General features: G+C 27.6%; 11 protein-coding genes. 7 read left to right on the plus strand and 4 right to left on the minus strand.

The features are described 5' to 3' along the window. Positions 1–71 precede the first annotated feature (71 nt). Together ACBT_RS00335 and ACBT_RS00340 are read right to left on the minus strand one after the other, a co-directional pair. Positions 72–1,277, minus strand: coding sequence for an ATP-binding protein (locus ACBT_RS00335; protein WP_024776268.1), 1,206 nt, complete (start codon positions 1,275–1,277; stop codon positions 72–74). Between the two features lie 763 nt (positions 1,278–2,040). Further along, complete coding sequence (locus ACBT_RS00340; RefSeq protein WP_138154392.1) at positions 2,041–3,270, minus strand: IS1634 family transposase; 1,230 nt, start codon at positions 3,268–3,270, stop codon at positions 2,041–2,043. Positions 3,271–3,586: 316 nt separating this feature from the next. On the opposite strand from ACBT_RS00340, the gene ACBT_RS00345 reads away from it, so the two are divergent. Together ACBT_RS00345 and ACBT_RS00350 are read left to right on the plus strand one after the other, a co-directional pair. After that, a complete protein-coding gene (locus ACBT_RS00345; RefSeq protein WP_024775322.1) occupies positions 3,587–4,954 on the plus strand; it encodes an IS5 family transposase in 1,368 nt (455 codons plus the stop codon). 151 nt (positions 4,955–5,105) lie between these two features. Continuing rightward, entirely contained in the window at positions 5,106–6,716 is a 1,611-nt protein-coding gene (locus tag ACBT_RS00350) for an IS1634 family transposase (protein WP_024775323.1), read from the plus strand. Between the two features lie 206 nt (positions 6,717–6,922). On the opposite strand, the gene ACBT_RS00355 is transcribed toward ACBT_RS00350, so the two are convergent. Both ACBT_RS00355 and ACBT_RS00360 read right to left on the minus strand, forming a co-directional pair. Further along, positions 6,923–8,812, minus strand: coding sequence for a 7TM diverse intracellular signaling domain-containing protein (locus tag ACBT_RS00355; RefSeq protein WP_024775324.1), 1,890 nt, complete (start codon positions 8,810–8,812; stop codon positions 6,923–6,925). Next, positions 8,812–9,510 carry a response regulator transcription factor gene (locus ACBT_RS00360; protein ID WP_024775325.1) on the minus strand — a complete coding sequence of 233 codons (699 nt, stop codon included), beginning with the start codon at positions 9,508–9,510 and terminating at the stop codon, positions 8,812–8,814. The genes ACBT_RS00355 and ACBT_RS00360 overlap by 1 nt, the downstream gene beginning before the upstream one ends. A gap of 188 nt (positions 9,511–9,698) precedes the next feature. On the opposite strand from ACBT_RS00360, the gene ACBT_RS00365 reads away from it, so the two are divergent. The 5 genes from ACBT_RS00365 to ACBT_RS00385 all read left to right on the plus strand — a co-directional run bounded on the left by ACBT_RS00365 (position 9,699) and on the right by ACBT_RS00385 (position 25,261). Beyond that, entirely contained in the window at positions 9,699–10,904 is a 1,206-nt protein-coding gene (locus ACBT_RS00365) for a TolC family protein (RefSeq protein ID WP_024775326.1), read from the plus strand. 66 nt (positions 10,905–10,970) lie between these two features. Further along, positions 10,971–12,260 carry an IS1380 family transposase gene (locus ACBT_RS00370; RefSeq protein WP_024774781.1) on the plus strand — a complete coding sequence of 430 codons (1,290 nt, stop codon included), beginning with the start codon at positions 10,971–10,973 and terminating at the stop codon, positions 12,258–12,260. An 83-nt stretch (positions 12,261–12,343) separates the two neighbouring features. After that, a complete protein-coding gene (locus ACBT_RS00375; RefSeq protein WP_024775327.1) occupies positions 12,344–12,970 on the plus strand; it encodes a hypothetical protein in 627 nt (208 codons plus the stop codon). A gap of 11 nt (positions 12,971–12,981) precedes the next feature. After that, a complete protein-coding gene (locus tag ACBT_RS00380) occupies positions 12,982–13,692 on the plus strand; it encodes an efflux RND transporter periplasmic adaptor subunit (protein WP_024775328.1) in 711 nt (236 codons plus the stop codon). 25 nt (positions 13,693–13,717) lie between these two features. Beyond that, positions 13,718–25,261, plus strand: a complete 11,544-nt coding sequence (locus ACBT_RS00385; RefSeq protein ID WP_176325295.1) for a VCBS domain-containing protein — start codon at positions 13,718–13,720, stop codon at positions 25,259–25,261. The last annotated feature ends 15 nt before the right edge of the window (positions 25,262–25,276 follow it).

A 25,276-nucleotide genomic window follows, 5' to 3' on the forward strand; every position in this document is an offset into this window, starting at 1 on the left:
TTTATTGATTTGCAAAATTTAAATTTATAACTATTTTGGTCTAATACGAATATTATGAATATTTTTTTATATTACAAAAACATCCCAAAAGGTATAGCTATTAAATCATCACTAAATTCAACTACCATATCACCATTATAAAAGACTACACCTAAACACTTTTTTTCATCATATCTACTTTGTAAATCTATAATATGTTTAAAATCTTCTTTTTTTACACTGCTGCTTTGTTTTATTTCTATAGCTAAAAGTTCATTATCTACTTCTATTATAAAATCTATTTCTTTTTTATCATTTGTTCTATAATGAAATATTTGTGCTTGTTTTTGTAAATAAGATAGATGTTTGTTTAGTTCACAAAATATATATGTTTCAAAAATTTGTCCACTATATGTTGAATTTAAAAGTTGTTCTTTTGAATTTATTTTCAGTAAATTACATAGTACCCCTGTGTCATTAAAAAATACTTTTGGTGACTTTACGAACTGCTTTCCTATATTTATAAAATATGGTTTTAAAAGTGTCACTTGGTAGATTCGGCTTATGATAGAAAGATAATTTTCTGTTGTTATATCTTTTATACCTATATCATTGCTTAGGCTTGATTTATTTAAAATTGTACCACTTCTAGTCGATAAAATATTTACAAATTTAATGAAACTATCTATATCTCTTATATCAGCTAAATCTCTAGCATCTCTTTCTATATAAGTTGCAATGTATGAAGTAAACCATAAATCTTTTGATAAACCACTAAGTTCTAAAATCTCAGGATAACCACCATCTAAAATATGATTACACACTTCATCAGTATAATCTTTTTTGACTAATTTGAAATCTCTATTTAGTAGTTTTTCTATGATATTTTCATTTGGTTTATCATTTTTTTCTTTTGAACTAAGAGGATGAAGTCGCAGTTCGCAAAGTCTTCCAGCTAAAGTATCTTTACTATCTTTATGATCAAGAACATTTGAGCTTCCTGTAAGTAAAAAATCTCCATTAACTCTATTTGAATCAATGTGCATCTTTATATATTCTAAAAGAGATGGAACTTTTTGTATCTCATCAAGACAAATAGGAAACTCGATATTTTTAAGAAAACCTTTTGGATTTTCTTTTGCATAAAGTCGAAGTTCTCCATCATCAAATGTAAGATAATTTTCAAAATTTTCAAGTGCAAGAGTTGATTTACCAACTTGTCTAGCACCATTTAAAAGTACAACAGGAAATGTATCTAGTGCTATTTTGAGTATTGATTCTAGTGTTCTTTTTTTCATTTTATCTCTTTAATGGTATATTTTTTACCATTATACTATATAAATTTATAATAAAAACTTGAGTAATAGTTAAACCCGGATTATGCAATAGTAGAATTTCAATTTAATCAAACATACAATAAAATCTAAGTTCAAACATTATTTCAAAGGATCACCAAATGGGTGAACTAAAAATAGAATATTCAGATAAAAAGTTACATTATGATGGCATATAACATTATGGCACTATTCAAACACGAAGTGCTCAATTCAAATATGATGCTTTCTACCTTAAGATCCTACTGCTTTGCATTAGGATCTTGGATTACAGAACATGCTAATATAAAGACACTAAAAATATCACTTCCTCAAAAAAGACGAGCTTGGATGGATGGTTTGTTTGAAAATGTGAAACAATCACAACTGCCATTCAAATATACCTGACAATTTTGAACTAAATTACACTCAAAGAAGCTAAAAAATTACAATCTATAGTTGTAAAATAATCAGCTATGCACTTTTTCTATTGCATAATCCGGGTTAAAATTATAATGATTAGAAAAATATAATATTAGTTCACATGATTTAAATTTACTTCACTAAAAGATAAATTTGAAAAAAAACAAAATAGTAGAATTTCTAAAATTAGTGAAATATTAAATCGTAAGAGATCTGAATAAAAGAATCTTTATCCCGCATTATGCAATAGCTAAATAAGAATCTAAAATAAAGTACCATAAAATAACACTTCATAAGCATTCATAAGGAACACCAAATGGGTGAATTAAAAATTGAGTATTCTGATAAAAAAGTTACAATTTGGACAAAGAGTTGTATTTGTTACATATCCTTTGATACCATCCCAAAGTCCATCTTGTTCAAATTTTTCATAATTTATTACAACTTCAATTTCATTTTTTAAGTGAAGGTATTTATTATATCCTCTACTATTGATTTTATCTTTAGTAAGTTTCCCACTTTTAATAGTTTTTTCTAATCTTTTTAAACCTTTCTCTCTATTATATTTATCTTTTTTTGCTCTTTTTTGAGTATATGATAAAATTAAAGTGAGATCATCCTTTTTGACAGATGCTAAATTATTTTCATCATTAAGATTTAGAGAAAGTATCTCTTTTTTTGTAATATGATTTTCATTTTTTATTCTTGCACCCAGAATAAATTCATAGTTATTTATTTTCAGTTCTTCAATATTCTGTTTTGATAATAATCCTGAATCTGCAATTACAATTGGTTTTTGTAAATTAAACTTTTGTTCAAACTTTTCTAGTATTGGAATTAGTGTATTACCTTCATAGCTATTTCCTTCATAAATATCATAGCCTATTGGGTATCCATATTCACCTACTAGAAGTCCAAGCATTATTTGTGGACTTTGAAATTTCCCATCTTTACTGAATCCAATCTTTCTTAAATCATCTTCATCCTCATTCTCAAAGTAGAGTATTGTTACATCATAAAATAAAACAGTTATCTCTCCAACTATTTTTTTTGTATGTAAAAAAGCAACTTGTTCTATTTCATCTTTGTATTTATTATGAAACTTATCCATAAACCTATAAATCTTCATAATATCAATATCTATATTTCTATATCTTTTTAGGTATTCAATAACTTTTAATTTACTACCAGGGTTTATAAGTCTTGTGATTACTAAATGTTTTAATATTTCATCTTTTGTTATTTTACTAAATCCAATATAATCAAATATTTTCCCAATAAATAGTTCTGGTCCAATACATAAAACACTATTTGTTGAAAGATTTTTTACAAATGTATCAAAAATATTCTCACTATTCTCGCTTGGAAAAAGATCTAATATTGGTTGATTTGTTAGTTCCGGAATTAATTTTAAAGCTTCCTCATAGAATAATTCAATCTCATTTTTATCTTTTGAAGAACCTACTGTTTTAATAAGTATATTTCTACGATTAACTTTTTCTAAGATTTGAATACTAACACTGCCGCTTGAATTTCTTTTTTTACGTATAAACATATAAAATTATATCGTGGGTCACCCAACTTTAAAATTAGAAACCCATATATATGAGCTTTTAAGAGTGTTTTTTTCATGATTTTAAAAAAGTGATGAAGTCAGGAAAAGTCATCTTCATAATTAATAAAATTTATAGAACTCTTCTTATAGCCTCCATTCCCGCTAACACATAACTATAATCTTCTAAATTAATTAGTCACCCCTGAAAAACTCTATAAAGTACTTTATTTAGGCACATTGTAAGCATTTTTTTGTTAATGTATCTATATAAATATTAACAAAAACTTTATGTTTTTGGTCGAAATGGATGAGAGAAATGCTTTCTAAGTCTTCTAAAACAAATCAACAAAATTTATTTTATAGTTCTTTTTCAGATATGCTTGATATGAATGATCCTTTGATTGCATTATCAAATGCAATCGATTGGAAAATATTTGAAAATGAGTTTTCTCAATTTTATTCTAAAGATGGATCTCCTGCTAAACCAATAAGGTTAATGGTAGGTTTATTGATACTCAAACAATTAGAAAATCTATCAGATGAATCTATTGTGATTCAATGGAAACGAAATCCATATTATCAATATTTCTGTGGATATAATGAAATGCAAGTATGTGAACCATGTCATAGTACTCAACTTGTTAAATTTAGACAAAGAATTGGTAAAGAAGGTATGGAATTAATTTTTAAAGTTAGTGTACAACTTCATGGAAGTAAAGCTGAAGAGAAACAAGTTCTTATTGATACAACAGTACAAGAGAAAAATATCACTTACCCAACAGATGGAAAATTAGCAATAAAAATGATTCATCATCTTCATAAGATTGTTAAAAAAGAACAATTAAATTTACGAAGAACTTTTGTAAAAGAGATAAAAGAACATAGAATTAATCTTCGTTTCTTTAAACACCCAAAGAAGATAAAAAAAGCAAAATCATCTATTAAAAGATTAAGAACTATTGTGGGAATACTCATAAGAGATATTAGTAGAAATTTAACACAAGATAAACTATCAAATTACACTAATACTTTTGAACTATTTGATAAAGTTAGAAACCAACAAATCAAAGATAGTAATAAAGTTTTATCTTTGCATGAATCTCATGTTTATGCAATTACAAAAGGTAAAGATCATAAGAAGTATGAATATGGAACAAAAGCGTCAATTGTTGCAACAAAAGATTCAGGAGTAATTGTAGGCGTAGTATCTCATAATAAAAATGAACATGACTCAAAAACTCTAGAAGCAGCTTTAATATCAGCTAATAAAACAAGAACTACACCAATCAAAGAAGCTATTTGTGATAGAGGATATAGAGGAATAAAAGAAGTACTTGGAACAATAATATCAATACCAGGAACTCCACTTAAAAAAGATATAGAATATCAAAAGCAAAGTAAACGTGAGAAATTCAAACGAAGAGCTGCAATAGAACCAATTATTGGACATTTAAAATCAGATTTTAGATTAGCAAGGAATTATCTTAAAGGTTTTATTGGTGATCAAATAAATTTACTTCTAGCAGCAACAGCTTGGAATCTAAAAAAGTGGATGAATATCTACTTTTTTGCAATTATTTATGGTGAAATGAAATTGCTACTAGAATCAATAAATCAAATCAAATTGTATTATCAAATATTTTTACAACTGATTGTGATAAAACTAATATTTATTCATCCCTGAGACTAAAAAATTAGTAGAAAATAAAATAATTTAGGCTTTTTCAGGGCTGACTAATTAATAAACTACTATTTTACGCACTTTTATTCAAAATTGTCTTGTTTTTATTATCGTTATGTGTTATAATACACGTAACGATATTTAAAGGAGTCAAGTGGCTGCTATTGTATATCAAACTGATAAGCGTTCTGGAATCACATATGCTTATAAGTCAATATCTTTTTGGGATAAAGATAAAAAGCAATCTAGAAGTAAAAGAACATTAATTGGTAGAGTTGATAATGATACACAACAAATAGTTCCTACTGATGGAAGATGTAGAAAAGATAAACAAGAAAAAGTTCTTTTAAAAACAGGACCTGTTGTAGCAGAGATTTCTTCAAGAACTTTTTATGGTGCTACATATTTATTTGATAAAATAGGTGAAAAGCTTGGTATTACAAATGATTTAAAAAATTCTTTTCCAGATAGTTATAAAAAAATACTATCTCTTGTATATTATCTTATACTTGAAAAAGATTCTCCTTCATTTAGATTTGAGAAGTGGAGTGCTTTACATAAACATCCATATGCAAAGAGTATATCTTCGCAAAGAAGTAGTGAATTATTTGCTTCAATTAAAGATGATGCAAAAAATAGATTTTTTACTCTTCAAGCTAAACGTAAAGTAGATAAAGAGTTTTGGGTATATGATACAACATCAATATCAAGTTACTCAAAAACTCTGTCTCAAGTTCAATATGGACATAATAAAGAGCATGATCCTTTGGCTCAAATAAATTTAGCTTTAGTGTTTGGAGAATCATCAATGCTTCCATTTTACTATCGTAAACTACCAGGTAATATACCAGATTCAAAAACTGTTAAACATCTACTAAAAGAACTAGATAATCTAGGATTCTCAAAAGTTAAACTTGTAATGGATAGAGGATTTTATAGTCAAGAAAATATTAATGCTTTATTTAAAGCACATCTAAAATTTTTACTTTCTGCATCTTTAAATCTTAGCTTTATAAGAAATAACCTAGATAAAGTATTTAATAGTGTTAGATCATTTGAAAACTATAATGATAAATATGAACTTTATACAACAACTTTACAAACTACATGGGAATATAGTGAATCAAGAGTTTATAAACAAGATATAGCAAAAAGTAGTAAAAGAGTCTATATTCATTACTATTTTAATATTGAAAAAGCAGCAGAAGATGAAAAAACATTTGATAAAAAATTAATGATACTTAAAAATGAAATAGAGTCAAATAATCGTATCAAAGAGAATGAAAATCTTTATGCAAAATATTTTATAATTAACTCTACTTTAAAAAAAGGAATAAAAGTAACTCTTAAAAGTGAAGAAGTAGCTAAAGCTAAACGAAACTATGGATACTTTGCTCTTATAACAAATGAAAATATGGATTCAATTACTGCGCTTGAAACATATAGAAATAAAGATGTTGTTGAAAAAGCTTTCGGTAATTTAAAAGAGAGATTAAATATGCGTCGTCTTCTTGTATCTTCAGAACAATCTCTTGATGGAAAACTATTTGTACAATTTATAGCTCTAATTTATCTTTCATATATCAAAAAACAGATGCAACAAAATAATTTGTTTAAAAATTATACTCTAGAATCACTATTAGATAAACTAGATCTTATTGAATGCTTTGAATATCCAGGTAAAACTTTACAAGTAGGAGAAATTCTTCAAAAACAAAAAGATATTTATAGATTCATGGGAGTAGAACCTCCATCATCGTTATGAGTTAACGGGAATGTAGGTTATAGCTATTTTTTTGTATAAACAGATCAGAATTTGTGTCAAGTGTATTTACAACTCTAATTAATCTATTGGGAAAGAACTAGTATGAGAAATTGGAGTGAGATTTATCCTCAACTTTGTATATTTTTCAGTGAAATTATGGAAAAATACATAAAGTAAGAAAAACAGCTAGAGGTGGTTTACACAGTTTAATTTACAGTCCCCAATGGTAGAGTAATAGTAAATATAGCACAATCTCCAATATTTTTAACTTCTATAGTACCATAAAGTTTATCATTTACTAACATTTTAGCAATAGCTAATCCAAAACCTGAACTCTTTTCTTTTCCTTTTTTTGAAGATGTAAAATAATCAAAAACAGATTCAATAGGATTTATTTTTATTCCTCCAGCATTATCTTTATAATTAATAATTATTTTTGTATTAATTATTTTAGCATCAATTTCTATTCTATTTTCTTCTCTGTCAGAAAATTCTTCTAATGAATTATTAATTAGAATTAAAAAAATATTTGACAAGATGTGTTCAAAGCTATTTATTTTAAAGTTATCTTCTATGTCTAAAATTATTTTTACTTTTTTTAAAATTATTTTCGAATTTAAAATATTAATAATATCCAAAATTAGATTTTTTAATATAAAATCTTCTTTTTCATTTTTAGTTTCATAAAAATTTGAAAATTCATCTATAGATTTTTTCATTAAATCTATAGATTTTTTCATAAAAGGTAATTGTTTTTCAAAAGTTAAAATTAATCTATCTGAATCGTGGTTATAAATTGTTTCAAGTAAAGTTATGGATGTACCTATACTTGTAAGTGGAGATTTCCATTGATGAGAAATTTGACCAATAGCTTGACCAATAGAATTAAATCTAGATTGTTCCAATAAAATCATTTTTGCTTTTATTAGTTCTTCTTGTTCATGTTTATTTTTTAGATAAAGAATAACAACAAGAACTAAAAGATCTATAATATATGCAAATGGAATAAGAAATTTAATTATATCTTCATAAAGTATTAAATTAAATAATCCAAGAGTATTTATAAATACTACTAGGAAAAAAATACTTTTTCCTAAGATATAGTAAATAGCTTCAGATTCTTTTTTTATTAGAGTGAAAATTGCGAAGATGAATAAATAAAAAGTAGAAGATATAAACAAAACTGTAAGAAGCCATGCGTATTTAAAATATTTTTCATTAAAAAATTGAGCATAAGTTAGTAATAATATACAAATAATATATAATAAAATTAGAAAAATTGATATACAAGATGATTTTTTATATTTTTTTCTTTGTTCAAAAAAAGTATAGGTAAATAATAATAAAAATATACCACCAAAAGAAGAACTATTCCATGTTATAAATGTAATAAGTTCTAAATTTAAGTTTATATTTAAAAAATATAATATTCCATGAAAACCATATTGATATAAAAATAAAGAAAAACCAGTAGCAAATACTATAAGATATGATTTATTTTTATATAAGAAAAAACTTAAAATATTATAAAAAGAAAAAATAAGGATTAAACTACCAAAAAGACCTGCAAAATATATTTTTTTAATTTCATTTGAAGAAAAATCGTAAATATTTGATATTCTCCAACCAAGGTTATAAATATAAAAATTTTCTATTTTTGATATTATTATAATAGATTCACTAGGGTTTATTGTTAAATTAAAGCTAGAATAAGTACTTAGATTATTTCTTAACTCTTGAGGTCTTAAATCTCCTAAATAAAGGATTTCTGATAATTTGTTATTTCTTAATATATATACATCAATTTTATTCATTCCAGCTAAAGGATTATATAAAGTTATTTCTTTAGTAATATTAGAACTATTTATTAGAGTAGTTTTCGTCCAGAATGGTCCTATTGCTGGACCAATATGCGTAATTTTTAAAAGATTTAAATTATCTTTATTTAATATATCTTCATAGGTATATTGATTATTTTCATCATTTATATACTCTATATTATCTAGATTTTCTATTTCATTCAAATTTGAAACATCAAAAGCTTTTGAAAAAAGAGAGGAATATAATATAAATAGCATAATAAATATTTTTAACATTAATGGCTTCTTTTTAGCTTATATCCAATACCTTTTATATTTGATAAAATTTTTTTTGGTAGTTTTAATCTTAATCGGTGGATTATATTTTTTATAGCTTGTTCACTTTTATGATCTAAAGGAGATAAACTATATTCAATAGTATTGATACTTACAATATTATCTAAATTGTTTATTAAAAGTTCTAGTATAATTATTTCACTTTTTGTAAGTTTTATATAAAGATTTTCTTTCTCATCATATATCTCTTTCGTAAAAAAATTATATTTTTTATTTTTATCTAAATTAAAACTAAGTAAGTTTTCTCTTTTTAATTTCTCTATCATTTTTACAAGAGTAGATAACAATTGTTTATACTCTATGGGTTTAATAATATAATCAGTTAATTCTAAGCTTATTGATTTAAGTAATTTTTCTTGATCTGCATAATTACTCATAATAACTAAAGGTATTTTTCTATTTTTTTCTCTTATTTCTTTACACAATTCATAACCATTCATAGTAGGCATAACATAGTCTGTAATTATTAAATTAACAGATTCTTCAGAGTAAATGGATAAAGCTTCTGAACCATTCTGGGCTACAAAAACATTTTTAAAAAAGATTGATAAAGTTTCTTTTATACTATTTCTTAATTCATCATCATCTTCCACTAACAATAAAGTCAAACTTTTTAATAGATCAATATTATTTTCCAAATACAGTTCCTAGGTTATTTTTATTTATATAAAATTTAAAAAGAAATTTCCATAATTTGACAGATTATATAAAATAGTTAATTAAAAATAACATTTATAGAAATTTTATTTTATTAAATTTTGAAATTATTTTGGTACTTTTGTAGGATATATTATAATAAATAGATTGAGCTATAGGTGGGAGTATAATGATAAAAAAAGTTTCTAAGAATTTAGTTACTTCAGTAATAACATCTTTTATAATAACAGGATGTTCAGTAAAACCAGAGATGATTTCAGAGGAAGAGATAAAACAAGATGTTGAAAAAAGCTTAAATGTTATAAGTAAAGTTGTACAACCAGTTGAACAACCAATATCTTTAGATGAAGCTATTCAAAGAGGTTTAAACCATAATCTGCAAAAAAGGGTAAAAATACTTGAAACAGCTTTAGCTCAACAACAATTGGATTTAGTATATTATGATATGTTACCAAGTTTAACTGCAAGTGCTGGATTGTCAGAAAGAAATAATTATGCAGCAAGTGCTAGTACATCTTTTGTTAATGGAGAGCCACAACCATTGGGTTCAAATCCATCTTATTCTGTTTCTCAAGAAAAACAAAGAACTACAGCAGATTTAACATTTAGTTGGAATATCTTGGACTTTGGTTTATCATATGTAAGAGCAGAGCAACAAGCAGATAAATTTTTAATTGCTAAAGAAAAACAAAGAAAAGTTGAACATAGTTTAACTCAAGAAATAAGAAGAACTTATTTTGAAGCAGTTTCAGCTCAAGATTTATTAAAAAAAATTCAGCCTATGATGATTGAAGTTAAAAAGGCATTAGAAGATTCTAAAAAAATGCAAGAGCAAAGAATTGCGAAAACGCCAATGGAATCATTATCTTATCAAAGAGAATTACTTGATATTTTAAGATCTCTTCATACTTTAGAAAATAGTTTAATATCTTCAAAAATAGAATTAGCTGAATTAATGGGATTAAAACCAGGAATAGAATTTGAGTTAGCTGATAAAGTTGAGAAAAATTATGAAATTCCAAATATTGATATGAAGCTAGAAGATATGGAAAGATTAGCTTTAGAAAATAGACCAGAATTATCAGAGAGTAGGTATCAAGAAAGAATTTCAGAAAAAGAGATAATAGCTGCAAAACTTAAAATGCTTCCAGGAATAAATTTAAGTACGTCTTTATCTTATGAGAATAGTGACTATTTACTAAATAATGATTGGTATTCTTATGGAGCAAATGTTTCTTGGAATCTTTTAAATGTTTTTAAAGCAAGTGAAATGAATAAGCTAGCTAAAACTCAAGTTGAAGTAGCAAAAGAGCAAAAACTAGCTCTTTCTATGGCTATATTATCACAAGTACATTTATCCCGCATTATGCAATAGCTAAATAAGAATCTAAAATAAAGTACCATAAAATAACACTTCATAAGCATTCATAAGGAACACCAAATGGGTGAATTAAAAATTGAGTATTCTGATAAAAAAGTTACACCATTTGGTGGGATGAAATTATTAAAAAATTTTATAGATAAAACAAGAGTAATTGAAGATTTAAAAAGTGTAAATTTACCTATTGGATTTTCAAATAGAGCATATGATCCAATAAATATTATTCAAGGATTTTGGTTAGCTATATTTACAGGAGCAAGTAGATATATCCATGCCGATTGGTTAAGATATGATACAACATTACAAACAATATTTGAAATAGATAAATTGCCAAGTCAATCAACATATAGCAGATTTTTTCATAAATTTAATATTGAAAAGAATTCTGAAATATTTCCAATATTACAACAAAAATTCCTTTCACAACTAGATGTAGGACCACTAACAATTGATTTAGATTCAACAGTAATAACAAGATATGGTGAACAAGAAGGAGCTAAGAAAGGTTATAACCCTAAAAAACCTGGTAGAAACTCACATCATCCAATTATTGCATTTATAGATCAAACAAAAATGATAGCAAATACATGGATGAGAAGTGGTAATACTAGTTCACTTAATAATTATGACGCATTTTTAAATGAGACATTTGATATATGCTTAAAAGATAAAAAAGTTGGACTTGTAAGAGCAGATAGTGGATTTTATTCACAAGAATTCTTAGAATGGTTTGAAAAAAGAGGTATTAATTATATTGTGGCTGTAAAATTTTATGAAAATATAAAATACACCATTGGAAATATAACTAAGTGGATTAAAATCACAAAAGGACTTGATGTAGCAAGCCTAAGATTTAAACCTGATAACGGAAGTGAAAGAAGATATATAATTGTTAGAAAATTAAGTGAAGAATACCCAAAATCAGGTGGTAAACTTCTATTCGATGAACCTATATATAGATATAGTGCTTATGTTACTAATATTGAACTGCCAGTTGATCAAATTTATAATATATATAACACAAGAGCTGATTGTGAAAATAGAATAAAAGAACTTAAATATGATTTTGGAGCTGATAACTTCTGCTTAAAAGATTTTTATGCCACAGAAGCCTCTTTTAGATTTATTATGATGGCATACAATATTATGGCACTTTTTAAACATGAAGTAGTAAATTCAAATATGATGCTTTCAACACTACGATCCTATTGCTTTGCATTAGGATCTTGGATAACAGAACATTCAAATCAAAAAGTACTAAAAATATCACTTCCACAAAAAAGAAGAACTTGGATGAATGGTTTATTTGAAAACGTAAAACAAAGTCAAATTCCCTTTAAGTATACATAGATAATTTTCAATAAAAATACTTAAAAATTACAGAGAAAATCTATAACTTTTAGTTATAAATAAATATTTTATTGCTTCTTCTATTGCATAATCTGGGTTTATCAATAGTAAAATTTAATCAAGCTAAAAAAGAGTATTTTTTAGCAAAAGAATATTTAGATGTTGCAGATGATATTTATGATTTAACTAAAATAGAAAATGAAGTAAATATTAATAGTAGATTAATTCTAATAAAAGAGAAATTAAATAACATTCTAGCAACATTAAGATACTCAGCATCATATGCGAATGTTCAAAATAGTTATGGAAGAATATTTGCATCTTTAGGAATTAATGAAAATAAAAAAGTGCTTGTTGATAAAGTAGAAGATACAACAGTTACTAAAGCATCATTAACTGAAGATAAAAAAATATTAGAAGAAACTTCAAAAGTAGTTAATGAAATTGAAGAAATACCACAAAATAATAATACGATAGTACAAAAAGAAATAAAGTCTACAATACAAGAAGATTCTTTGTTTAATAAAAATTTTAATAATTCAAAAATTAAGATTTATAAAGATGAAAAATTATTAATTAATGATAAAGAATATATTGTAAAAGAATCTGATGATATTTCAAAAATTGCAAAACAAAATGGAATGTCTATAAAACAAATAGTAATTGATAATTTTTGGTTAGTCGAAAAAGATAGAATTGAATTTAAATAAGAGGTTATTTGATGAAAAAAATTTTAAGTTTTTTTTTAATATTCACAGCTATGTATGCAAGTGAAAATGAGACAGCAAGAGCAGTAATAATTTCACTTGATAGAACAGTTCTTTCAAGCGAAATAGCTGGAGAAATTATTGAATTGTCCAAATTTGAAGGAGATTCTTTTAAAAAAGATGAGATATTAATAAAAATTGATTGTGGAGTTTATAAAGCTCAAAAAAGAAAAATTGATGTTGAAAAAGAGATAGCAAAGTTAGAAGTTGAAAAAAATAAAAAGCTTGATACTTTTGGTTCTATTGGAACTTTTGAAATTCAAATATCTCAAGAAAATTTAAATAAACAAAAAGCAGAGAGTGATATAGCTGCTATTAATATTTCAAGATGTGAAATAAAAGCTCCATTTGATGGTAGAATAGCAAGTAAAAAAGTGTCAAAATACCAAAGTATTAAACCACAAGATGAACTTTTAGAAATAGTTGGATTAGATAATCTTGAAGTAAAAGTGGTTGTTCCTTCTTCTTGGCTTGTTTGGTTAAAAAAAGGAATGGAATTTAATTTAAGTATTGATGAAACTCAAAAGGTAGTAAAAGCTCAGATTGTACAAATTGATTCAGTTGTTGATCCAACAAGCCAAACGATATCTATAAGAGCAAAATTAATAAAACCTTTTGAAAATATAATTCCAGGAATGAGTGCAACAGCAACATTTTATAAATAAAATAGCTAATAAGGGGTATTGAGTTATGAAAAAAAGAAATTTAAAAAAACCTATTATAAGTGCTTTAGAGCAAAGAATTCTTTTTGATGGAGCTGCTATTGCTACAGCTGTTGATGCATTAGATGAAAGTAGTTTTTCTTCAAATAACAACAATCCTCAAGCTACTTCTACACAAAATGATGTAACACAAAATAATGCTGAAAATAGCGTACACAAAATACAAGTACAAGCAGTACAAGGGTTTGAAACAACTAGAAGAGAAGTTGCTTTTGTTGATGTGACAGTTAGTGATTATCAAACTTTAGTTGATGGTGTAGGTGAGGGTGTTGAAGTATATCTAGTAAGTTCGCTAGATGATATAAACTCTATATTAAAAAGTGAAACAAATATAGATGGAATACATATTTTATCACATGGAAATGTAGGTGAGATAACAGTAGGAAATGATGTATTAAATCAAAATACATTAAATAGTTTTGATACTGTTTTACAAACTATGAAAAACTCTTTATCAGAAAATGGAGATATATTACTGTATGGATGTAATGTAGCAAGTGATGGAACAGGTCAAGAGTTTATAGATACTTTGGCTTTTATAACAGAGGCTGATGTTGCAGCTTCAAATGATGTAACTGGAAATTCTAATGTAAATGGTGATTGGGATTTAGAAATTCAAAAGGGAAGTATTGAAACTTCTACTATAGTGGTTGAAAACTATAATTATTCATTAGCTCCATCTATTAGTGGATTAACTAATATTAGTTTTACAGAACATGATCCAAAAATAACAGCTGCAAGTTCTATCTCTTTTAGTGGAGGTGCAAACTATGGAAATGGATATATAGAATTTAAAGTTTCATCAAATATGGATGTGGGAGATAGATTATCTATAGATTCAGGTGGAAGTGTTACAGTTACTGGAAATAATGTTTATTATAATGGTACATTAGTTGGTACAATAGACTCAACTTATAATGGAGAGAGTGGAAAAGCTTTAAGAATTAATCTTTTAAATCAAACAATCGCAGGAACTTCTCCTGTAACAAATGGTGATTTTAGTGCTGGAATGACAGGATGGACAAGTGTTTTATCTCATATTGATTTAGGAGTTACACAAATAGCAGGATGGAATACACCAAGTGATTCATTAATAACTTATCCTTCTTCTACACCAGGAAATGATGATAATGATTTAGTTAGTGGTTTTGATAATCCATATGTTGGAGTAGATAGTGGTAGATTAAAATTAGAAGAGACAAATTTAACAACTACTGGATTTGGAGTTGCTCATGGTCCAGCAGCTTATAGTGATATTTTTAGTGCTACAACAGGAATGGTTTTAAAATTTGATTGGCAAGCAAATAATGTAAATGATGATTATCATGTTGTAGGTTATTTATTAAATACATCAAATGGTGCAATTTCTATTGCTTTACAATCTTATGGAACTACTGGATCTGGAACTGCTTCTGTTACTGTACCAACATCTGGAAATTATAGATTTGTTTTTGTATCAGGAACCTTTGATGCTACAGGAGGAACTGTAGCAGGTGCTTCTATGTATATCGATAATATAAGAGTTGAAGATCCTTTTGTAACAGATGCTGTAGTAACTGAAATAGCGAGACAAATTGATTATATAAATTCAACAGATGATTTGAATATAAATAAAATTGTAACAGTAACAGCTAAAAATAGTTTAAATGAGACAACCAGTTCTAATTTTAATATCAATGTAACAACTAGTAATGACTTACCATATATTTCAGGAAAAGAAACAGTAACTGTAAATGAAGATACTTCTATTACAATTTCAGGTTTAACAGTTGGTGATAAAGATATTGGAGGTGGTAATTTAACTGTTACAATAGATGCAAATAATGGAACTTTAAGTTTAGGAAATTCAGCTGGAGTAACTACTTCATGGGATGCTGTAAATAAAACTTTAAAAATAACAGGAACAGTAACAAATTTGAATAATGCACTTGCAACACTTAGATATCAAGGTGATTCAAATTGGTCTGGACAGGATCCCTTGACAATTACTATAAATGATGGTCAAGGAAGTGGTGAACAACCATATAGAATAAACCAAACTGGAAAATTTTTCAATCCTGATAATGGACACTATTATGAGTTTGTAAGTGCTTCAGGAATTACTTGGGATCAAGCTAAAACAAATGCAGAATCTAGAACTCTTTATGGATTAAATGGTTATCTTGTTACAATTACTTCAGATAGTGAAAATACTCTTATTACTTCTATGTCTGGTGGAAACGGTTGGATTGGAGCTAGTGATGCAGAAAATGAAGGAACTTGGAAATGGGTTACAGGTCCTGAGGCAGGTACTCAATTTTGGGCGGGTGATCCAAATGCAGGAACAAGTTCTACAACAAAATATGGTTCTTCATTTAATGGAGAGTATTCAAATTGGGCGAATAATGAACCGAATAATTCTGATTCTTCAAGAGGAGGAGAGGATGTTGCACACTTTTATTATGATGGAATAAATGCTGGGAAATGGAATGATTTTAATGCAAATAATACAAGTTCAATATCTGGATATATAGTTGAATATGGTGGATATGGTGGAACTTTAGCCGCTGCAAATCTTACAGTTAGAGTGTTAATTGTAAATGATTTACCAGTAAATAATATTCCAACAGCTAGAACAACAAATGAAGATGTAAATATAGTTTTTTCAACTGTAAATGGTAATGCAATAAGTATTAGTGATAATGATGCTTTAAATGACCCATCAGTAATTTTAACAACAACTTTATCAATTGGAAGTGGAAAAGGAACTTTAACACTAAGTGAAGGAAGTGGAGCTACTATTACAAATAATGGTTCAACAACAGTTCAAATAACAGGAACAGTTGCACAAATAAATGCAAGTTTAGAAGGATTGACTTATACTCCAACTTTAAATGCAAATGGAACAGCGTATACGACATTAGTTATCACTACAAATGATGGTATAGCAACTGATACAGATAGTGTTATTATAAATATAACTCCAGTTGATGATAAACCTGTAGCAAATGCTATGGCTGCTACAGTTGGTCCAAATTCAAAACAATCTTTTGACCAATTTCAACCTAATTTCACAGATATTGATAATGATGTGATGACGGAAGCTTATCAATTAGAAATTATCTCTTTGCCAACAGTTGGTAAATTTCAAGTATATGATGGAAGTGGTGATAAAGCAGATGATTCTAACTGGATTGATATTTCAGATATTTCAACTTTAACACAAGCTTCAGGATATACATTACAAAATAGTAGATTAGTTATTTCAATGGCTAATTTGAATAATTATCGTTTTGATGCAGGGGATAATTCAGGACAAAGTACAAATGTTAACTGGCGTGTAATGACAATTGGTGATACAAATGATTTAACTGGATGGTCAAATACAGCAACGGGAGTAGTTACTATTTTAGATAGTAATTCAAATGCTGCTCCTATTGTAAATATTTACAATGGAAATGATTTATTAAATAATGGAAGTATCACAATAACTGAAGATTCAAGTGCAAACTCTATCAAACTTATTTTTAGTGACGATTTCACACCTGAAGAGTATATACAAGGAATAGTAAGTTCTAGTAATACAAACTTACTTGATATGAGTGGTATTTCTATGATTAGAAGTACTACTAATTCACCAGGAGATACAGTAACTTTTACTTTTACACCTAAAGCTAATATGTATGGTTCTACAGTTATTACACTAGGAGCTAGTGATGGAGATAAAACTACAACTCAAAGTTTTACACTAAATGTAACATCTGTAAATGAACAAGCAATTGTAGATAATTTTACAAGAACTATAAATGAAGATACATCTTTTAGTTTTGCGACTATAAATCCAGCTGATATTTACCATGATGCAAATGATGTAAATAATAATGCAAATGTAAGTGCTGTTGATTATAATTCTCAAATGGCGATAATTCAAGATGCTATGATGAATCCATCTGATACGGATAAACAAGCAGCAAAAATAACAGCTATAGAGACTTTAGTTGAGGCAAACTATTTTCCTCAATCATTTATAATTGATACTTTACCAACAAATGGTGATTTATATTTAGATGGAATTAAAATAGAGAGTACAAACTATACTATTGCAATTGCAAATTTAGAAAAATTAGTTTATCAACCAGACTTAAACTATTTTGGAACAGACAGTTTTACTTGGCATGCTTTAGATAAAGAGGGTTTAGCAACTACTATTAAAACAGCTACTTTTACAATAGATGCCGTAAATGATGCACCAGTTATTACAACTCCTTCAGTTATACAAATAGTTGATTCTTCAGGTGCTTCAATAAATGGAACTGTAAATACTTCATTAGTGGCTAGTGATGTTGATAATGTAAATTTAACTTATAAAATAGATTCAGGAGCAGGTGTTTTAGTTTCAACTATGGTTGGAACTTATGGAACATTAGTTATAAATAGTTCAACAGGAGATTATCAATTTATTCCAAATCAAAGTGCAATTACAGCTTTAGATGCAAATACAACAGAGACTTTTATATTAAATGTAAGTGATGGAGAGTTAAGTGATACAACTACTTTAACAATAAATATAACAGCCGCAGCTGAAACAGCTTCAACATATATAGAACAAGCAGATTCAACACTTATTTTAACTGATACGACTATAAATACTGAACATTTTTATGGTGGAGGATTTATAGAATTTAACCTAAATAGTTCAACTTCAAGTGAAACTTTAGGAATTCAAAAAGTAACGACACCAGATATTACAGCTGATACTGTAAGTATTGTTGGAAATTCTGTTTATTTAGGAAATGGAACAAGTGCAAGTGTTATTGGACAAATAGATGCTGTTTATAATGGTGAAAATGGACAAAAATTAAAAATAAATTTTTCAGTTGATTTTGCCAATGGAAACTTTAATTCAGCAAATAGTTCAGTTGGACTTTTAAGTTCTACAACAAATGCTATAGTAAATATTGATGGTTGGACTATTGTAAATGGTAGGGTAAATTTAGGAGTTGATACAATAGCAGGACTTGCAACACCAGAAGATACAACAAATCCATCAAGAGTAATAGCAGCAACTGATAAAGATGGAGATACTCTAAGAAGAGAAACATATTATACATACATAAATAATGATGGTGGAAATGATAATTCTATAAAAATGAATTCAAGTTTAACATCAACAAGTGGATATGCGATAGTTAGAGGACCATATATTTATTCTGATTCAGCTGTATCTTTAAAAGTTGGAGATACTGTTCAATTTGATTGGAAAGCGCAAGGTGGTGGAGATGCTTATGATGTATTTGGTTATATAGTTGATGTAAACAATCCATCTAATTATCAAATAATATTAAATCGAACAGGTGCAAATGCAAGTGCTATGACAAACTGGGCAACAGAATCTATAACTGTATCAACAGATGGAGATTATAAATTTGTGTTTGTTTCAGGTTCTTGGGATGCAACAGGTGGAAAAGCCTTAGGAGCTCAACTTTACATAGATGATGTAAAAGTTACTCAAGCTAATCCAACTGCTGGATTGACTTCAGATGTTTTAGAAAAAATTGCACAAAAAGTGACTTATCAAAATAGTTCAGATTTAAGTGCTACAAATGGAGTTTTAAATAAAACTGTAACTATTACAACTTCTTCAGGAGATTCTACACCAGTAGTTCATAGTTCAACAAAAGCACTGAATATTCAAGAGGTAAATGATAGTGTAACTTTAGTATCAAGCGTATCAAATATTTATTATACAGATACAGATGGAGTTGATAATTTTTCTAATACAACAGGGAAATTAACTGCAACAGATGCTGATAGTGGAACTACATTTACATATGGAATAAATGGAGCTACTTCAAATGGTGATGGAACAGTTTCAAAAGCTGGAACTTATGGAACTTTAACTATTAATAGTTCAACAGGCGAATACACTTTTGTTCCAAATTCAAATGCTATTAATGCTTTATCTTCAAATGTAACAGAAACATTTACCTTTAATGTAAGTGATGGAAGTGGTTCAAGTGATTCAAAAGTTTTAACTATAAATATTGAATCAGTAAATGATGCCCCACTTTTAGGAGGAGTTGTTTCATCTCCTACTTTTACAGAAAATGGAGCTGCTACTTTAATTGATAAAACTATAACAATTACTGATTTAGAAGGTACAAGTTATGATAGTGGATATGTTGCTTTTAAAATTTCACAAAATGCACAAGTAGAAGATAAATTATCAATTTTAAATGTTGGTGGTATTAGTTTAAGTGGAAATAATGTAACTTATGGTGGAGTTATAATAGGAGTTGTTGATTCAACTTATAATGGACAAAATGGAAAAGAGTTAAGGGTTAATCTAAACTCAAATGCCTATTCATCACAAGTTCAAGCTTTAGCAAGAGCGATTGCATTTTCAAATCCAACAGATGATTTAAGCTCTAATGCAAGAACAATTGAGATAAAAGTAAGTGATGGTGGAAATGGTGGTGAAACAACTGCTAGATATAGTACAAAAGAGGCTGTTGTAAATATTCAAACAATAAATGATTTACCACAAATTAGTTTAGGAAATGAGAGTTTAATAGTTGAAAAATCGATAGTTTCAAATCCAAACGGTATGTTGCCTTTAGGTTCAATGATAAATTTTGCTGATTTAGATGGAGATATTTTAACTGTAAGAATTGAAACAACAAATTATGGTTCAATTAATATAAATGATTCAATTTTAAATGGAGTAAATGCCTCTTCAATTAGTGGAAATAACTCAAGAGTTGTTACGTTAACAGGAACGATAGAGCAAATAAATACTACTTTAAATGCTTCAAATGGTATTAGTTACACAGCTGGTTTTGGAAATGACTTTATAACTCCTGGTGCTGATTATTTAAAAGTAACTGCAACTGATGATTTAGGAGGAGTTAGTACTTCTCAAAAATTAGTTATGGTTTTACCTGCAATTCCAAATGCTCAAAGTGACAATATTATTGGAAAAGAAGATAATGATATTTTAATAGATATTGATTCTTTAATTTTAGATGTAAATGATACAAATATAAACTATATATTTGGGACAGGAACACCTGATATTACAGATATAAATGGAACAGTAATAACAGCTGGAACTATAACAGCTTTTGATAGTAGTAAATATATCTATGCAGATTATGATATCAACGGTGATGGAAATATAGATTCAACTGATACTTCAAAAGTTATTGGATTTGAATTAACAAATGGAAAACTTATTTTTAATAATGATAGAAATTTAGTTGATGATAGAGATTTTGCTCAATTTACATTTATTCCAAATGAAAATTGGTCAGGAGTAGAAACTTTCTTATACAAATTCTCTTCGGATCAAAAAACAAGTAATATAGCTCAAATTGCAATATTTGTTACTCCGGTAAATGACGCGCCAGTTGTTTCAATAGGAAATAGTTCTATTACAATAAATGAAGATAACTCTTTTGTATTTAATAATACAAATGCAATTAATTTAGCTGATATTGATGCTGTTGATTCAACTCAAATTTTAGATTTAACTTTAAGAGTTAATGAAGGAAAATTAGAATTATCACAACTAAGTGGATTAACAGTTTTAGAAGGGGCAAATAATACATCAATTATAAAAGTTCAAGGAACTTTGACAGACCTTCAAACAGCTATCAATAATCTAAAATATACGCCAAATCAAGATTATAATGGAAGTGATAGTTTAACTATTAAGTTAAATGATAAATCAAATGTAGGTGAGGGTAATATTTTAGAAGATGAAAAAACTATAAATATTACAATAAATGCTGTAAATGATGCACCTGTATTTACAAATCAATCTGAAAATACAGTTGAAGGAAACACAATAACTGGAGTATTACCAGCAAGTGATGTTGATAGTACTTCAATTTCTTTTAGTGTAAATGGTACAGCACCAACAGGATTTATATTAAATAATGATGGTTCATATAGTTTTGATACTTCTAGTTATAACTATATAGGAGAGGGTGAAACTGATACTATTATTATCCCAATAAATGTAAGAGATGCTGAAGGTTTAGTTACAACTGCTAATTTCTCTGTAACAATCACAGGTACAAATGATGCACCAACAATCCAAATAGTAGATGTAAGTGGAATAATTACAGATGGAATAAAATTAAGTGATAATGGAAGTATTACATTTGTAGATTTAGATTTAACGGATAGACCAGTAGCAACAGAAGTTACAAAAAGTGTAAGTGCAATAGGACAAGATGGAATAACAACATTAGTATTAACAGAGCAACAACGAAGTGATATAGAGAATGCCTTCAATATTGTAAATGTAAATACAAATACAAACAATGGAACAATAACTTGGGATTACACAATAAGCCAAGATAAGATAAATTTCCTAGGAAAAGGTGAAGTAGTAACAGCAGTATTTACAATAAGCGTAATAGATGATGAAGGAGCTATTGCAACACAAGATGTAACAGTGACAATCACAGGTACAAATGATGCACCAACAATCCAAATAGTAGATGTAAGTGGAATAATTACAGATGGAATAAAATTAAGTGATAATGGAAGTATTACATTTGTAGATTTAGATTTAACGGATAGACCAGTAGCAACAGAAGTTACAAAAAGTGTAAGTGCAATAGGACAAGATGGAATAACAACATTAGTATTAACAGAGCAACAACGAAGTGATATAGAGAATGCCTTCAATATTGTAAATGTAAATACAAATACAAACAATGGAACAATAACTTGGGATTACACAATAAGCCAAGATAAGATAAATTTCCTAGGAAAAGGTGAAGTAGTAACAGCAGTATTTACAATAAGCGTAATAGATGATGAAGGAGCTATTGCAACACAAGATGTAACAGTGACAATCACAGGTACAAATGATGCACCAACAATCCAAATAGTAGATGTAAGTGGAATAATTACAGATGGAATAAAATTAAGTGATAATGGAAGTATTACATTTGTAGATTTAGATTTAACGGATAGACCAGTAGCAACAGAAGTTACAAAAAGTGTAAGTGCAATAGGACAAGATGGAATAACAACATTAGTATTAACAGAGCAACAACGAAGTGATATAGAGAATGCCTTCAATATTGTAAATGTAAATACAAATACAAACAATGGAACAATAACTTGGGATTACACAATAAGCCAAGATAAGATAAATTTCCTAGGAAAAGGTGAAGTAGTAACAGCAGTATTTACAATAAGCGTAATAGATGATGAAGGAGCTATTGCAACACAAGATGTAACAGTGACAATCACAGGTACAAATGATGCACCAACAATCCAAATAGTAGATGTAAGTGGAATAATTACAGATGGAATAAAATTAAGTGATAATGGAAGTATTACATTTGTAGATTTAGATTTAACGGATAGACCAGTAGCAACAGAAGTTACAAAAAGTGTAAGTGCAATAGGACAAGATGGAATAACAACATTAGTATTAACAGAGCAACAACGAAGTGATATAGAGAATGCCTTCAATATTGTAAATGTAAATACAAATACAAACAATGGAACAATAACTTGGGATTACACAATAAGCCAAGATAAGATAAATTTCCTAGGAAAAGGTGAAGTAGTAACAGCAGTATTTACAATAAGCGTAATAGATGATGAAGGAGCTATTGCAACACAAGATGTAACAGTGACAATCACAGGTACAAATGATGCACCAACAATCCAAATAGTAGATGTAAGTGGAATAATTACAGATGGAATAAAATTAAGTGATAATGGAAGTATTACATTTGTAGATTTAGATTTAACGGATAGACCAGTAGCAACAGAAGTTACAAAAAGTGTAAGTGCAATAGGACAAGATGGAATAACAACATTAGTATTAACAGAGCAACAACGAAGTGATATAGAGAATGCCTTCAATATTGTAAATGTAAATACAAATACAAACAATGGAACAATAACTTGGGATTACACAATAAGCCAAGATAAGATAAATTTCCTAGGAAAAGGTGAAGTAGTAACAGCAGTATTTACAATAAGCGTAATAGATGATGAAGGAGCTATTGCAACACAAGATGTAACAGTGACAATCACAGGTACAAATGATGCACCAACAATCCAAATAGTAGATGTAAGTGGAATAATTACAGATGGAATAAAATTAAGTGATAATGGAAGTATTACATTTGTAGATTTAGATTTAACGGATAGACCAGTAGCAACAGAAGTTACAAAAAGTGTAAGTGCAATAGGACAAGATGGAATAACAACATTAGTATTAACAGAGCAACAACGAAGTGATATAGAGAATGCCTTCAATATTGTAAATGTAAATACAAATACAAACAATGGAACAATAACTTGGGATTACACAATAAGCCAAGATAAGATAAATTTCCTAGGAAAAGGTGAAGTAGTAACAGCAGTATTTACAATAAGCGTAATAGATGATGAAGGAGCTATTGCAACACAAGATGTAACAGTGACAATCATAGGAAGTAATGATGCACCAACAGTATCTTTTGAAAATATAGATTTTAAAATACCTTTTGGAGAAGTTTATACTAAAGATATTTCACCTTTGTTTAGTGACAAAGATTTAACAGATAAATTCAAATTTGAAGCATCAAATTTACCTTTGGGTTTAACTATTGATCCAAATACTGGAATTATTTCAGGAAGAGTTGCACAATCTGGAAATTTCGTAATTGTTATAAAAGGAATAGATTCAGCAGGAGCTAGTGTAACAAGAACTTATAATATGTTAGTTATTGCACCACCTCAAATTGCAGAACCTGTGAAACCTAATTTACCTTCAATTCCAACAAACAATGATACAAATATAAATAATTCAACAGATGGTTTAAATAATTTTACTACTACTAATTTTAGTAATATAGGTGTTTTAAATTTTAACTCAAATGATGGTTTATCTGTGGATACTGGAATTGGATTTTTGAATACTTCAAATAATTTATCAACAAATGGTGGAGAATTAAATTCTTCTACTAATCAAAATGGTGAAATTGATGGTTCAAGCAATAATTCTTCAACAAATAATACATCAAATACAAATGATTCAAGAGGAGTATTACAAGCTAATATTGATTTAAATGTATTAACAAATGGACAAATTGTATTTAATGAAGCAAATCAAGACTCTTTTTCAATAGTTGGAATTACAATTGAAGATATAAAATTTGAAAATAACTATATAGAGATAAAAGTTGTAGATACAAATCTTTCTCAAAACTTTATAGTTACACAAATTGATGGTACAGCACTTCCTGCTGGATTGTTTTTTGACCCAAGAACTGGTAATATTTCAGGAACAATTCCAGAAGATTTAGAAAAGTTAGAAATAAGTATAAAAGCAATTAATCAAGATGGAACAACAAGAGTGTTAAATCTAAAACTTGATTTAAAAGAGTTGAAAAAAGCTCAAAAAAATCAAGTTGATGCAGATGAAAAATATATGGGATTAAAAGAGCAAATAGCTTTAGAGAATCAAAAACTTGATGATTATGGTTCATATCTTACGAGATTATTTGCTTAAAAAATAAAGGATAAA

Origin of the sequence: Aliarcobacter cibarius, assembly GCF_013372265.1 — a bacterium.
In the GTDB taxonomy this organism is placed as follows: domain Bacteria; phylum Campylobacterota; class Campylobacteria; order Campylobacterales; family Arcobacteraceae; genus Aliarcobacter; species Aliarcobacter cibarius.